Below are 14,375 nucleotides of genomic sequence, written 5' to 3'. Positions count from 1 at the left end.
AGTCTGCCTTTCAGTAGTACCTGTTATAATTATTTATTTAAGTGACTATATCACATCCTTCAGTTCATCAATCAATAGACGCACCTGACAGGGTCGCAGCTTCTGATCAAATTTTAACTGATTAGACAGACCGGTTTTCACAATGACCATCTTCGTTTCGGGGACTATAATAATGAATTGACCCAGGAATCCATAAAAGAAACGGTGTTTTAATTTGTGGTCATCATCTGCCCAGACAGAATAACAAAAAGCGTCATTTTCGTTTGTAGGTGTGAGCATCCTTTGAAGATAACTTTTGCTAATGATCTGTATGCCCTTCCAATTTCCATCCTGCAATACCAATTGACCTATCTTTGCAAAATCCACAGGAGAAGCATGGATGCAACAAAACGCTTTTTCGAGACCTTTCTCGTCTATACTCCATTTTGCGGGAAATTCCATTCCTAGCGGCTGCCATATTTTTTTGGAGAGGTAATCTGCCAGCTCTTGTCCTATAGCTTTTTTCAAAGCCAGCCCTAATAATTGTGCAGAAACACTTTGATAATCATATTTTTTTCCAGGCATCTCTTTAACTTTTACACTTAAAGTCTGCTCTGAAAGATCGTCAACAAAATACTGTTTGGAGTTGGGCGCAAAAGGGTGGTGGTACTCCTCATCCCAGTCCATCCCAGCCTGCATCGTCAAAAGGTGCTTGATTGTCAGATATTTCCCATAAGTACTGTGCTTATAGTTTGGAAGAAATTCAGATATAAGCTGATTCTCAGATGTAATATATCCATCATCAATTGCACAGCCTACAAGCATTGCAAGAATACCTTTAGCCATTGAAAAAGAATTTTGAGGACAGAATGCCTGATGATCTTTCCAGTACCGTTCAATAACAATTTTGTTATTCCGGATCATAACCAGTGAAGATGTTCCTGTTTTTCTCAGATCCTTCAGCAGATTTTCTGAGAGCACAGTGGAATTATAACTATCATCCTTTGCAAAAGCTTGGGCTTGCTGATTTGTAACAGGGTGAGCAGGGAACTTTTCACCATCATCATTGGAAGGAGTTAGAGATCCCCGCTTAAAGTTGGTAATGATCGCTTTAAAAATATAACCGTATCCTGAAATATAAATCAGAGAAACCGTTGCTGCGAAGGTTGCGGTAAAATACGCCCATTTTTTGTTCATAAAGATAATGTGATAAAGTATTCACCTACAAAATTCAACGTGAAATTGTCTGTTAAAAAATTAATGAATATGTCATAGTCACCTTCAGAAATAGCCTTACTGGCTTTGTTTAGGATTACCTTATTATTCATACTATTGTCAATATTTTGATGCAATCATATTGGGTCTAGTTATTCAAAGCCTGTGCCGCGTGCCCGGCAGATTATAACAGTGATAATAATTATTACTGGCGAAAAATTTGATATCGACCTTTTAAGAAAGATCAATTTCATAGTTTAACAGATCTTTGGATGATGGCCAATTCTGTCCCCGTTTTGAAAAACCATGTTTCATTCATATACCATAGGGAGTAGCATTTCAATTTGTTTCTCCCTATTTTTTTAACTTACCATCTCATTTTTTTTAAACCATAATTAAAAGAATTAAGATGGATTTAGTAATAAATCATTCTGATATTTTTTTTAGAGATGGAAAAACACATTTTCTGATGGCGCGCTCACTCATAATTATTTCTAGGCTTAATTTTTGTAAAGAGAACAATATCAATCACTAACCAATCAAAAAATATTATTATTATGAAAAAATCAATTTTAACTTTTATGGCACTGATCGCAATTATATCTTGCGAAAAGAAAGAAACAACAAATGCAAACAGTTCAGTTGACAGTTCAGCGGTAACTGCTGATACCACCGTTACGATGACCGATTCCACAGCGGTACCTCCCACAACTAACCAGAGCAGTTCTAACTTAACAGCTCAGGACAAAAAATTTGCTGATGCAGCTGCACAGGGTGGGATGGCAGAAGTGATGCTTGGGGAGCTTTCCTCATCAAGTGGAACCCACGCTTCGGTAAAATCTTTAGGTGCTATGATGGCAAAGGACCACGGCAAAGCTAATGAGGAACTCAAAAGCTGGGCTTCGGCAACAGGATATACATTACCAAGCTCAGTCAATGCTGAACAACAGAAGACCTATGATGAGCTAAAAACTAAAAAAGGCGCTGAGTTTGACCGTATGTTCGCGGATGTAATGGTTAACGATCACAAAAAAGTTTTAGCAGCATTTAAGAAAGAATCTACGGAGGGTAGTGAAGCATCCCTAAAATCATTTGCTACAAAGACTGTTCCCGCTTTGGAACACCATTTAATGGAGTCCGAAAAAACAAAATCGGCTGTCAAATAAGCTGATTAGACCACAGTGGTCAATGGAAATGATTTATATTATACTATAATTAAGGAATACATTTTCTTATTTTTAGATTTTCGTTGGGCGGCAATGTCTTTTTTTTACGCAGAAAGATTCCCAATAAATAAAAGGAGAGACCAGATATCTGGCCTCTCCTTTTATTTATTGAATTTACTTGAATATTATTTTCATTTTTTTTCAATCTAATCAAAGCGGATACGTAAGTGTTTCACATCACTCTCTCTGATCAGTTAGTGGTGTAAGACCTTTAAGTGCTGGACCATTCAGCAGTTTACCATTGATATCGAATCGTGACCCATGGCAAGGGCAGTCCCACGATACCTCAGAGGGATTCCACTTAACTGTACAGCCAGTATGGGGACATATGGGGCTTAGAAGGTGTATTGCTGCTTTTTGATCCCGGTAAGCTGCATAAGTTTTGCCTTCAAACTTGACGATTCTGCCAGTCCCTGCTTTGATTTCTTTAAGTTCCTCTATTTTATCAGCTGAGAATTTATCTTTGATAAAATGTACCGAGGCATTGAAAACTTCATCAAATAAACCGGCTGCGCTTGCTAACGGTTTGATACGTGCTGGAGATAAAAGCTTCGCAAGTTCCGATTCCTTATCATCAAGCAGGTCCGGAATGATCAGTGATGTCATCGTGCCAAATGTCATCCCGTTACCCGTAAAGCCGGTTGCTATGTAAATATTGTCTTCTCCGGGCATTCTGCCGATGTATGGCAATCCGTCGGCGGGCTGATAAAATTGCGAAGACCATTTTGCGGCAACTTCCTGGTATGTAAAGTTATCATTTACGTAAGCCATCAGGTCTTGGAAAGGTTTTTCGGTGTCATCTTCATCGCCTGTCTTGTGGTCAAAGCCCCCGACAATCAGATAATGATCATCATTTGATTTGTGGTATCTCATATAATGATAGGGATCATAAAGGTCGGCTGCCTGCGCCATAGAATGGACCGGATTGGAAAGTTTAACAGTAACGACATAGCTGCGGTAGGGAGCCAGCATCACACTAAAACGGTTGTTTCCTGGTGGAATATGTGTTGCCCACACCAGATTTTTAGCAGTATATGTGGAATGATTATCTGTTCTGATGGTTATTACACCATCTTTGTTCTGGTGATCCGTCACCTGACTGCCAGTTGCAACAGCACCGCCACGTTTAACATATTCTTTTAACAGTTTATTGATATATCGCAAAGGATGGAATTGTGCCTGACCTTTTATTTCAATCGCTTTTTTGAATTCCAGTCCGAAGGGAATGGAATAAGTCTGTGTTGTTTCAATCCCTACCTGTTGATGTGACTCCAATATCTTTTCCAGCTTTTCCATTTGATTGTCCTCGGCGCTGAACAAAAATGAACTGCAATCGTTGTATTCACATGAGATATGGTATCTGATGATGTTTTGCTTAATATGCAGCATAGATTCCTTAGCAGCGTCTGCCAAAAGTATGGCAGATTCCTTACCGAAATCTGAAATGATCTCATCATAGGATGCGTCAAAAAAATTGTTGATGTGTGCAGTGGTGCCGCCAGTAGTTCCAAAACCTGGGTTTTCCTTTTCTATTAGAAGACAGCTGCGTCCACGGTTTTGCAATTCTTTAGCTAAAGTAATTCCGGTAATTCCGGCGCCGACAATAACGGTGTCGTAATCTGTTCTGTTAACCGTTGGTTGTATTTCAGTTTCCGAAGATATTTCCCAGAAGCTTTTATTTAGTCCATCTCTTTTCATAGGTTCAGTATATAGTTATTTGTTTACGGCTATTAAGTATTTGTAAATCGTAGATTTACCAAAACTGTTCCAGATGATTTATACAGCAGTCGTAGTAAATTTTAATTTCATCCCAGATCTTTTTTCCACTGGACCTTCATCTCTGCGTAAACTGGATTTTCTTCTGCCTCTTTCCACTTTTTATAAAATATCTCAGCAGCTTTGGCTTTTTCAGGATCTCCGGTACCTCGTTCTTTAAGTTTGTAATCATTGTCGGCATCATACTTTTTACCGCCTTTGTAATTGAAATAACGTCTTGCTCTTGTAAAGCCCATTTGAAGATATTTTCTAGCCATATCAGCTCCTACAAAATCGTTCTGTTCAAGGTATGTTAGAAATTGATCAAAAATTTTCTCAGAACTTTCTGCAGCGATCTCTGAATTCTTAAAACGCCAGTATTTACCCATTTCCGATTTATAAGGTTCGCAGATCAAGACCCCCTGTTCTCCTTTGCCAACCCTGTATTTTTCCGGATACTTGCGGTAATCAATACCGGGCTTCCAGAAATAATCTTCAGATTTAAAATCCAGATAATTTGGTTTGTCATTACTCATTAAAATAGATAAACAAATGAGGTGCCTAGTCATTTATTTTGGATCCTTGGACAGTAAAATTTATTGACAGTACTTTCTGTTTTTACTCTATATTAAATGAAGATAATTATATTGAGGCGGTGAAGCGCACGATAATATTTGGTGGTCTTTTGTTTTTAAGAAGGCGTCATTCTGTTGATTAATATCCGACAAGAAAAGGAGCTATATCATAGCTAGTTCTGCGCTTACTATCGCATTATCACTATATAATTAATAGTCAGATCTATTTAAAAACTATCGGCATTAAACTTTCATTGTAGTTGAACAATGATTGATCACGGGTGGCTTGCTTTTGGATTTGGTAGTGGGTATGAAAAGAAAACTCAACTACGATCCTAGTATGGATAAACTAAGCTCCGATGAAATAAAGCTTCTTGAACGCGCAAGTAATTCTATAAAAACATTTGTAGAAAAATCGACCATTATCAATCACACGAATTATCGAACCAGAGATGCACATGCAACACCTTACTGTTCTTTGCTTGGAACCTTTTCAGTATATAATAATTTTGAGGAACATAATCTTTTTCCAATCGGGTCAACAGACTGCATCATAAGGATTTCCAATCCCCATATGAAGCTGGTGTCGCAAAAAAGAACAATCCCTACTTACGGATTTTCACTTAAGATTTTCAATAATCAAGAGACGATTCTAAATTTGCCTATGGTCAATTTCCCATTGTTCCCAATCGTTAATATTTCGCGATTTCTAAAAATATTTACAGCGCTCAATCATTTTTTTTCAGGTGGTTTTCTACAGAAATTTTGGCAATCTGTAAAAATTCTAAAAAACACAATTGCAGTAAGACCAGGTTTTTTCCATCCCTCATTTATAACAGAGGCGATCAGATTTATCATACAGTGGAAACGTTTCATTCTTTCATTCAATTATCACAGTATTGGTGCTTATAGACTAGGTGAGCACATTGTGAAATATAAACTGGTTCCTTTATCAGTACCTTCGCAATCAACAGAGAATACTATAGATCAGTCCATAGAAGATTATTTATCCAATCATAATTACGAACTCGAACTGATGGTCAGTATTGTTACAACTTAAATGACCAGCCTGTCAATCGCTTAAATAAGATGTGGAAAGATTCTGATTTTATCTCCATTGGACGAATTAAAATAAACGACTTAATTGATAAAGATGATAGGGTAGTGGAGCAGATGTCCTTTAATCCATTTGAAAGTATTTCCGCTCTAAAACCTGTAGGAAGAATTCAAAAATTGCGGGATGAAGCATATAAGATCTCACTACTGACCAGAAACGGAATATAAAAAAGATTTCAGCAGGTCTATCTGTAATATGGCTAAATATAAATAAACCTACTTAATCATCTTGAAGCATCGTCAATGCTGTAATTGAAAAATTAAAAAAAACTATCTAAGCGGATGCGTTTAGATAGTTTGATAATGCAATGCATCTTATGATGTGGAAAATATAACCTTTTAAAGATTAAAAATTCACCCTGATATCATTAGGCTGTTTCATTTTAACGGTCACCTTATTGATATCTTCATCTAAACTGTAGTCAGCTTTCGAATAGTGACCACCGTCCTTCTTTTCGTGGACTTCTATATCGCCGAATCCTAATTCTTCTTTGGGAATTTCAATATAGTAATCTCCATTTACTTCACTTTTTGAAAAGTGCTCCTTCTTAAAATCTATAAACTGCATATAAATAATGTATTTGGTTAAGTAAGAAACCTATCAAATACCGTACAAAATCAGTTTCAATAAGAGGATCCTTCAAGATGTGATAATTCTTACTGTCTAAAAATTTAATAAGGTTGACGAGTTATAAGTAGAAATAGATCAAGTAAAGTATCGCGACTAAATCAATTTAAAATCCCAATCTCTCGGGATTTTTTACTGGCAATCATATTTTCAGTCACCCTTTTTATGATTGTGTTTTTTAAGAGAAGACTTATTCTTTGACGTCTCCTTATTGTCGTGTTGCCGTTTGTCTAGCTTACCTGTGGATTCTGCAGTTTTTTTGGTCCAGGTTTGATTCCCATAATATCTAAGTTTAATGTTAATGAGCTCATATTTTGGTATGTAATTCATAACCAGTGCCAATCTGTACAAGTGTAAATCCAGATGTTAATGATTTGGGACCAATCTACTTGTCATTGTAAACATCAGTTATTGATCCACTGCCAATGATCATTTCATTAATCAGAAGATCAAAGCCCAATCCTTTGTATATTTGTTCTACCTTGTCTTCCGATTTTAATAGTATAATATCGACATTGGCAGTGTCGCCGGGAAAAACAATTTCTGATTCCAAAAAATTTTGTTCGGCAATAAAATCCCGTTCGTCATACGGGAATCTGATCACCGTTCTAAAGCCGGATGATACTGGCGTTTTAATTCCTTCCTGTGTTGCGAGGTAAGTGATTATAGCTTTGAAGTGAGGTTTTTTTGACATTTTTTATAATTATAATTTGAAAATGATCTAGTCATGGATTCACACTGCAGACTAGAAAGATCACGTGAGTGCAATACCGTTTTGTCAATCGATTAAAATCGTTTGATAAAATTGTAAAAATATGATAAATTAGCTTTCAACAGTAGCGATGAATGAAGGAAAAAGTGCTTAATTTTATGAAGATTCATTTTGAATATTATGGGTTAGGAACTGGTGCAACAGTATCTGACATCATTTATGGCACTAAAATAAAAGGACCGATCTTAAGACCTATACTTCAGGAATTGATAAATGAGAATAAAATAAGAGTAAGCTCCGGTGAGCATATGGATCTGTACTATCTTATTGTCTGAGTTATAATTCGCCATGGTACTTGATTAGATATAGTCATTTAATGCATTCAATTGATTTAGAATAAAAGTATGTTCCAAAAATACTTTTCTTGTTAATATCACCAATCCTGTAGAAGGGATGATGGTTTATGACACAACCGAAAACTGTTTAAAAATCTTTGTCAATGCCAGCATTGGGTGGAGATGTTACAATAAAAAATCATGTCCTTAAAATGAGAAAATTCTTATTACTACCCCTATATCTATTATTAGGTAATTCCATTAACGGTCAGGTTATTTTCGGCGATAATGTGGGAACCGCAACAGATAAAACCTCTGTACTGATGGAGTTTGCGAATGCAGGAAACAAAGGCTTGATTCTGCCTTACATCACAGACAAAACAGGACTGACAACGCCTGGTAGCCTCATACTGAATGCAACAGTACCGACCGCTGCAAAAATAGAATATTACAATGGAAGTGCTTGGGTTGACCTAAGTGTTCAGACAGCCGATGTATCGTCATACCTTGCATTACAACTCATTGCCAAAGAAAATGCCAACGCAAAAGTAGTCATAGGAAGCCCAAGCTCTCCAGCAGATGGGATTCTCGTTCTTGAGTCCTCAACCAAGGCTATGGTTTTACCCATAGTATCATCTTATCAGGATATTGTCAATCCTGCTCCGGGAATGATGGTATTGATTAATAACGGGGGTATTAAGACACTTGCTGTTTATAATGGCAACCAGTGGAGTTTTTGGAATTATTAAGTCTCATGCATTATTAGACTCCTATCATAGTCTCTTTGATTTTTTGTAGGGAAGCATATTATGATCAGCTAAAAATAAAAACCACCGAGAAATCGGTGGTTTAAATATATATAGAAGTGATTAGTTTTTTAGTTTAATTATTTTTTAATAAAATTTACGGTTTTCACCTCTGAACCAGTATATATTCTAAGGACATAGTTACCTGCTGGCAAGCTCCTTACATCTACTTTATTACCATTGTAACTAGGATAAAACACTCTGTTTAATAAATTATAGACCTCAACTTTTGATATTTTGCTTTGCGTCTCAATGTTGATAAAATCCCCTGTTGGATTAGGGTAAATTTTATAATTTTTGTCCACGATGGCATTTTCAGTTAATACTTTTTCTGATCTTCCCGACTGAAGATCGGCTATTTCTCCGGTTTGGAAAAAACTATTATCTGCATAGGCATAAAAATTATTGGTATCAATTAGTGTATTTGGATTTATTAGAAGATAGCCACTTCCTTCCAGCTTTATCCCGTTCCACGATAAATTGTTTGCTGATGCAATTTCTGCCGCTTCAATTATAAAGTTGCTGCCATTTCTTACAACAAATCTGCTTTCTGGAGCCATTATAATTTTGCAGGTCGCTCTTAAGCTCGAATTACTGTCAATCTGAACATTTGAATACAATCTGAAGTTCAAATCCCATGTCTGATTATTTGTTACAGCAATACTCGTATTTTTAAAGGAATCTTTAGTAAAATACTGTCTTACATTGGAGATCGAAGCCATTCTATAAAGCTGCGAGATATTTGAATTGCTAAGATAATCACGAGTTCCCTGATAGTAGCTCATAATATTAGAGCCACATACACCATAATGTGCAGGCAAATCAAAATTATGACCTAATTCATGCAAGAATCCGCCACTGGAACCAAGTCCCCAAGATCTTACTGTTTCCCAAGTTGGACTTCCCCAAGTTGGATTTCCCACAACAAAATGTTTCATCCACAAATATTTATTATAAAAGTCAGGAAAATATTGTCTAAGTTTACTACTCAAATTGTAGTTATTAGGAGATTCTGAGGCCGCCCACTGATCTTTTGGTCCGGTTGGGTAATTGCTATATAGTCCATTCATAAAGTCATTATATGTCTCCCCATTATTTGAAAATACTATATTTATACCTTCAGGAATTGAAGCATCATTATCAAGATAAGTATAATAATAATTTTGAGATGGAGGATATAGAGGCATTGTTCCACCTAAAGGCCCATTGTTGGGATTGTAACCGGTTTGTAGTAAATCCCAGGCTGGATCTACTTTCCATATTTTGTTTACAAGTACTCTCACCCTGGTATCTGTCAAGTTGACATTTCCATAGCCTTCACACTCTGACGTTGGACTACCTAAATTGGCTAATCTATAATTTATTCCACTTATTATATCATCCAAAAACTGAGTGTGTTCCAAATTATTTTGTTCATAATTACCTGTTCCATCTGGTTTTGTCAGAAAAATAAAATTTAGCTTAATATAAATTACATCATCAGAAATTTTAGGCAGATATAAACTGTTGTTGTTGAAGTATGGAGATGTATTTCCACAATTGGTGCCTGCAGCAATATTATTATTGTGATTATCTCCGTGAGCAGAAATATCCTCATGCAAGCAAACTATTGGAAAAGGATTATTTTGCGCCTTGTATAATACTGTTATACAGAGCATAATAAAAACATTAATAAATCTTTTCATAATATTTCTATTTAGAAGATTCTAATATTTTTATTTGCTCATTTTGCTTTTCCAGCTTTTTGCTAAGATCAATAAGATGTAAGGTAAGTTCCTCCACTTTTTTAAGAAGCAGAATATTCATTTCCTTCAGTTCTATTCCATTACTTATCGCTTGTTTGGTAGATGGTACTTCTGGCAGATGTCCATTTATACTGATATACATTTCAACATCTTTTAGGGACATTAATTTGTAATCTTTTTTAAACACGTAATCTGCCCAACCATTTTCAGTTGAGATATCGACCTTTATTTTTTCTGTTTTAATTCCGTCTTTAACGAATAACTTATATTTTTTTCCATCGGAAGCTATTCCATCTGACGGTAAAACACTTGTAAATTGTCCTATTCCTATGGTTCCGTTATTCCCTCTGATCCAATTTCCAATATTTAATTGATTGCTTGCGCTTGAAGAGCTTGTAGTGAGCTCGTTACCAATAATTATATTATTATTTCCTGTAATAAGATTGGCCGCTGCATTTTCTCCAATTCCAATATTATTAGATCCGTTGAGTAATGCTCTTAAAGCTCTTCTACCTAAAGCCGTATTGTAATTACCACTATTTATATTTCCTAAAGAGGCTAGGCCAAAGGCTGAATTATAATTGGCAACATCGCTCGCTGTAGCATTCCCTCTTGACATAGAATTAGTCCCAACAGCTGTATTTTCGTTCAGTGTTCCTAACCCAGCTAAAGAATTGACACCGATCGCAGTATTTCCGCCGCCAACAGTATTGCCCATTATAGCATTAGCTCCTATAGCTGTATTATTAGTACCGGTTGTATTACTTCTTAATGAATTTGAACCCAACGCAATATTAGAAGCTCCTGTTGTAATTGATACCAAAGATCCCAATCCCACAGAAGTATTTCCAATTCCACTTCCAGTATCGTTCCCACCTGCAATGAATAAATTATTAGACCACCCTAAACCATTATCAATATTTTGAAATACCAATCGTCCTTTTGGAGTTAGTTTTAGCCATTCGATATTATTTGTTTTAAATACAAGGCTTTTGTTATCAGTTGTGCCTAGGAAATTTACACCTTCGGTAGTTCCTGAATTTCCTGTTAATGACCAATTCTGTGCATTAGCAATACCTGCAAGTGCTAGAAAGCTGAGTAAAAATACTTTTTTCATAGTTTAAATTTTTGTTGTTATTTTTTTATAAATTCTTTTGTAATTATCTTGTTTTCATTGGTTATAGCTTTTACCCAGTAAATACCTTTTGTAAAATTAGAAACGTTCAGCTCTGTTGTTTTTCCAACGTAATCTGTATTTACAATTTCTTCCCCCATAGCATTAAAAATCATTATTTTTTTCAAGCTTCCGTCTTTCAAAGAAAGCTCCAAGATATTACCTACTGGATTTCTTCTAATAACAATCTCATTCCCTTGATCTGCTTTTGGAGTTTCTCTCTGTCTGTTATAAATTCTTCCACCTCCTTTTTTTGTACCCACCGTAGTGGTATTATCAGGTTCGGTACAACTGAAACAGGGGTCTGAAGGCAATATTAAAATGCTGTAATTTTGTGTCGGAATTATGAAAATTTGGTCTGCTGCAGATATGCTACCTTTTACAATTGTATCTACTGAACTAGTGAAAATCAAGATACTTTCTTCGCAGTTGTAACCGTGTGAGATAGGGTTGCTTTCTGAATAATTACAATTTGACTGCGCTTTCAATAGAGGAAACAATATTAACATCACAACAGAGAAATTTGTTTTCATAAAAGCTTTTATTATCTTTAGCAAAGATATTGGAGCAATGAAAAAAATTTATCACATAATGCCGTGATTTTTTAAATGAGAAAAATACTTTTAATCTGCCTAATTATCTTTAATTGCTCATTTTTCTATTCTCAAAATAGAATAGAAAAATTAGAACAGCTTTTTGATAAATTCACATCTGTTATTTATAAAGATACCGATTCAGCCTACTACTACTGCAGACAAGCTGAGCAGCTTAACGAAAAAATTGGTAATGACTTTTATAAGTCGCGATGTTTTTTTTTATACGCGCTTTATTATTATAATATTAATAATAATTTGAAATCTGGAGAATATAATGACAAGGCACTTTTATTAGCAAAAAGAACCAACAACGTAGATGCGTTATATCGCATTTACAACTTACGGGGTGTCATCTTTTTTGAAGCTAATGAATATGATAAAGCTTTCAATGAATATCAGAAAACAAAGCAATATCTAGAGAAAAAACCTGATAATAAATATTTTGGCATTATACATTTAAATTTAGGAAATCTGTTAATAGCCAAAGGCGACACTGTTTCGGCAGTAAAAAACTACGAACTTATTCCCAGATATTCAATGTTGGCAAAAGATACTGCTAGACAGATGGCTGCATATTTTCTTATAGCCAATACATTTAAAAAAAAGAATATAAAAAAAGCACATCGTTATTATGAGAAGGCGTTTAATCTAGCCAAATTGACCCATGATAAACGGGAACAATTTAATATTCGGATTAATCAAAGTGGCAATTTTTTAGACTCTAAAAACGCATTAAGCAATAAAAAGGCTTTAGGTTATTTACAAAAAGCAGAAGATATAGCTAAGCAGCTGGGCGATAAAAGTTTATATTTCTATATTAACTTCAATTATGGGGCTTATTGTATGAATATAAATGATGATCAAAATGCTATTAAATATTATGAACTAGCTTACAAATTTTATGATCAAAATACGGTACCAATAAAACAAAAGTTAGATATTCTGAAAAATCTAAGTGGCATTTACAAAAAAACACAGGATTACAAGAAGACTTTTGAGTATCAAAATCTGTTTTATAAACTTAAAGACAGTCTTTTTACCATTGAGAAGGAAAATAATTATAGCAGACTATTGGCTAAATTTGAGGTAGAGAAGAAAAATAGCCAAATACAGTTGCTTGGCAAAGAAAATCAGTTGCAGAAAGTAAAAAAGGCAAGAATGTACTATGTTTTGGTATTTGTATTTTTCTTATTGATTCTGGGCTTTCTATTTTATCAAAATAAATTAAAATCTCAAGAAAGACTAAATATTAAACAGCAGGAACTAAACAAAGCAAAGGCTAGTCTTGATGGACAGACTTTAGAGCGAAATCGTTTAGCGAAAGAACTTCATGATGGCGTTTCAGGGAGTTTAGCAGGTATTAATTTTATGCTTGACAAAGAGAATGTCAATTTTAATAGCAGTGGCATATTTAGGATTCAGGAACAGATCAGTACTGTACAGGAGGAAATACGCGAAATTTCCCACAATCTTAGTAGCCGTTTTCTGGAAGAAAAAACATTTTATCAACTCGTGCAGCATCTTGCCGAGCAAAACGAAGAAAAAGGTATCTTCTCTACGGAAATAATATTTTTTCCTCAAAATGCTTTGGAAAAAATTGAGGGGGAATTGAAAACTAACCTTTACAGAATTGTACAAGAGCTGGTTAACAATATCCGTAAACATGCTAATGCTAATACAGTAGAGATAAGCGTTACACATCAAGAAAAATCAGTATGTATAATGATTGAAGACGACGGAAAGGGCTTTTGTTTAAATAACCAGGCAGGAATTGGACTGAAAAATATTCGCGAAAGATTAAAAATATTTGATGCCAATATGGAAATAGATTCATATCCAAATAACGGAACTACAATAACTATAACTTTCACATTATGATAAATATAGGGATTGTAGATGATCATCAATTATTTCTTGATGGTATTAATTCAATTTTATCTCTACAAGAAAATCTTAATGTGGTTTTCATTGCAGATAATGCTAAAAGTGCTTTGCATTACCTTCAAAATCAATCCGTAGATATTCTCATCACAGATATTTCAATGCCTGAAATGAATGGTTTGGAGTTGATACAGCGAGTAAAGCAGGACGTGCCGAAAATTAAAATAATAGTAATGAGCAGTTTTCGTGATATGGGAAACAGGCATACCATTGATGCTTATTTGCTTAAGAATACATCTAAAGAAAAGCTGATAAAAGTTATTAATGATCTTCACTACAAAAATGAAAAATACTATTATTCAGATACTATTGAATTCCAGGATATCATTGTCAAAAAGAACATTTTAAGTACAAGAGAAAAAGAAATTGTAAGTGCAATTGGTAAGGGCTACTCAAGTTCTGAAATCTCAAAGTTACTGCATATAAGTATCAATACTGTCGAAACACATCGCAAAAACATTTTTTTTAAACTTAATGTGACAACAACAGCACAGGTAGTTTCTGTTGCTATAAAATTGGGTATAATTAATTATTGATATATATAATATACAATTACTAGATGTTATTAAGAT

13 protein-coding genes are annotated in these 14,375 nt (G+C 34.8%); 5 read left to right on the top strand and 8 right to left on the bottom strand.

Annotated elements, in window-relative coordinates; genetic code table 11:
* Nucleotides 1-45: 45 nt before the first annotated feature.
* Nucleotides 46-1,176, bottom strand: coding sequence for a serine hydrolase (locus PQ459_14255; protein ID WDF46059.1), 1,131 nt, complete (start codon nt 1,174-1,176; stop codon nt 46-48).
* A 599-nt stretch (nt 1,177-1,775) separates the two neighbouring features.
* Between PQ459_14255 and PQ459_14250 the strand changes: the two genes are divergently transcribed.
* A complete protein-coding gene (locus tag PQ459_14250) occupies nt 1,776-2,360 on the top strand; it encodes a DUF4142 domain-containing protein (protein WDF46058.1) in 585 nt (194 codons plus the stop codon).
* A gap of 237 nt (nt 2,361-2,597) precedes the next feature.
* Here PQ459_14250 and PQ459_14245 read toward each other — a convergent pair whose 3' ends face one another.
* Both PQ459_14245 and PQ459_14240 read right to left on the bottom strand, forming a co-directional pair.
* Nucleotides 2,598-4,118, bottom strand: coding sequence for an FAD-dependent oxidoreductase (locus PQ459_14245; GenBank protein WDF46057.1), 1,521 nt, complete (start codon nt 4,116-4,118; stop codon nt 2,598-2,600).
* Between the two features lie 107 nt (nt 4,119-4,225).
* A complete protein-coding gene (locus tag PQ459_14240; GenBank protein ID WDF46056.1) occupies nt 4,226-4,711 on the bottom strand; it encodes a DUF4385 domain-containing protein in 486 nt (161 codons plus the stop codon).
* Between the two features lie 349 nt (nt 4,712-5,060).
* Between PQ459_14240 and PQ459_14235 the strand changes: the two genes are divergently transcribed.
* Nucleotides 5,061-5,810, top strand: a complete 750-nt coding sequence (locus PQ459_14235) for a hypothetical protein (protein ID WDF46055.1) — start codon at nt 5,061-5,063, stop codon at nt 5,808-5,810.
* Nucleotides 5,811-6,212: 402 nt separating this feature from the next.
* On the opposite strand, the gene PQ459_14230 is transcribed toward PQ459_14235, so the two are convergent.
* Nucleotides 6,213-6,434 carry a hypothetical protein gene (locus PQ459_14230; protein WDF46054.1) on the bottom strand — a complete coding sequence of 74 codons (222 nt, stop codon included), beginning with the start codon at nt 6,432-6,434 and terminating at the stop codon, nt 6,213-6,215.
* Between the two features lie 445 nt (nt 6,435-6,879).
* Nucleotides 6,880-7,188, bottom strand: a complete 309-nt coding sequence (locus PQ459_14225; GenBank protein ID WDF46053.1) for a hypothetical protein — start codon at nt 7,186-7,188, stop codon at nt 6,880-6,882.
* Nucleotides 7,189-7,753: 565 nt separating this feature from the next.
* Between PQ459_14225 and PQ459_14220 the strand changes: the two genes are divergently transcribed.
* Nucleotides 7,754-8,290, top strand: a complete 537-nt coding sequence (locus tag PQ459_14220) for a hypothetical protein (protein WDF46052.1) — start codon at nt 7,754-7,756, stop codon at nt 8,288-8,290.
* A 137-nt stretch (nt 8,291-8,427) separates the two neighbouring features.
* Here the strand turns inward: PQ459_14220 and PQ459_14215 are convergent, their stop codons facing one another.
* Genes PQ459_14215 through PQ459_14205 form a run of 3 tightly spaced genes read right to left on the bottom strand, consistent with a single transcriptional unit; the run spans nt 8,428 to nt 11,799 of the window.
* The gene (locus PQ459_14215; GenBank protein ID WDF46051.1) at nt 8,428-10,032 is read right to left on the bottom strand and encodes a T9SS type A sorting domain-containing protein; all 1,605 of its coding nucleotides are present in this window, start codon (nt 10,030-10,032) and stop codon (nt 8,428-8,430) included.
* Nucleotides 10,033-10,039: 7 nt separating this feature from the next.
* Nucleotides 10,040-11,209, bottom strand: a complete 1,170-nt coding sequence (locus PQ459_14210) for a hypothetical protein (GenBank protein ID WDF46050.1) — start codon at nt 11,207-11,209, stop codon at nt 10,040-10,042.
* Nucleotides 11,210-11,226: 17 nt separating this feature from the next.
* Nucleotides 11,227-11,799, bottom strand: a complete 573-nt coding sequence (locus PQ459_14205) for a T9SS type A sorting domain-containing protein (protein ID WDF46049.1) — start codon at nt 11,797-11,799, stop codon at nt 11,227-11,229.
* A 75-nt stretch (nt 11,800-11,874) separates the two neighbouring features.
* Here PQ459_14205 and PQ459_14200 point away from each other — a divergent pair, with 75 nt between their 5' ends.
* Together PQ459_14200 and PQ459_14195 are read left to right on the top strand one after the other, a co-directional pair.
* Nucleotides 11,875-13,740 (top strand): histidine kinase, encoded by a 1,866-nt coding sequence (locus PQ459_14200; GenBank protein WDF46048.1) that lies wholly within the window; start codon nt 11,875-11,877, stop codon nt 13,738-13,740.
* Nucleotides 13,737-14,339, top strand: coding sequence for a response regulator transcription factor (locus PQ459_14195; GenBank protein ID WDF46047.1), 603 nt, complete (start codon nt 13,737-13,739; stop codon nt 14,337-14,339). Before PQ459_14200 ends, PQ459_14195 begins: the two co-directional genes overlap by 4 nt.
* Nucleotides 14,340-14,375 lie beyond the last annotated feature (36 nt).

The organism is Chryseobacterium sp. KACC 21268 (genome assembly GCA_028736075.1).
In the GTDB taxonomy this organism is placed as follows: domain Bacteria; phylum Bacteroidota; class Bacteroidia; order Flavobacteriales; family Weeksellaceae; genus Epilithonimonas.
Note: the sequence above shows the minus strand (reverse complement) of the source record. Positions and strands in the feature narration are given on the sequence as shown.

Excerpts from the sequence above, each read along its gene's own strand:
- PQ459_14255 (WDF46059.1), bottom strand. The coding sequence starts at position 1,176 with ATGAACAAAAAATGGGCGTATTTTACCGCAACCTTCGCAGCAACGGTT.
- PQ459_14250 (WDF46058.1), top strand. The coding sequence starts at position 1,776 with ATGGCACTGATCGCAATTATATCTTGCGAAAAGAAAGAAACAACAAAT.
- PQ459_14245 (WDF46057.1), bottom strand. The coding sequence starts at position 4,118 with ATGAAAAGAGATGGACTAAATAAAAGCTTCTGGGAAATATCTTCGGAA.
- PQ459_14240 (WDF46056.1), bottom strand. The coding sequence starts at position 4,711 with ATGAGTAATGACAAACCAAATTATCTGGATTTTAAATCTGAAGATTAT.
- PQ459_14235 (WDF46055.1), top strand. The coding sequence starts at position 5,061 with ATGAAAAGAAAACTCAACTACGATCCTAGTATGGATAAACTAAGCTCC.
- PQ459_14230 (WDF46054.1), bottom strand. The coding sequence starts at position 6,434 with ATGCAGTTTATAGATTTTAAGAAGGAGCACTTTTCAAAAAGTGAAGTA.
- PQ459_14225 (WDF46053.1), bottom strand. The coding sequence starts at position 7,188 with ATGTCAAAAAAACCTCACTTCAAAGCTATAATCACTTACCTCGCAACA.
- PQ459_14220 (WDF46052.1), top strand. The coding sequence starts at position 7,754 with ATGAGAAAATTCTTATTACTACCCCTATATCTATTATTAGGTAATTCC.
- PQ459_14215 (WDF46051.1), bottom strand. The coding sequence starts at position 10,032 with ATGAAAAGATTTATTAATGTTTTTATTATGCTCTGTATAACAGTATTA.
- PQ459_14210 (WDF46050.1), bottom strand. The coding sequence starts at position 11,209 with ATGAAAAAAGTATTTTTACTCAGCTTTCTAGCACTTGCAGGTATTGCT.
- PQ459_14205 (WDF46049.1), bottom strand. The coding sequence starts at position 11,799 with ATGAAAACAAATTTCTCTGTTGTGATGTTAATATTGTTTCCTCTATTG.
- PQ459_14200 (WDF46048.1), top strand. The coding sequence starts at position 11,875 with ATGAGAAAAATACTTTTAATCTGCCTAATTATCTTTAATTGCTCATTT.
- PQ459_14195 (WDF46047.1), top strand. The coding sequence starts at position 13,737 with ATGATAAATATAGGGATTGTAGATGATCATCAATTATTTCTTGATGGT.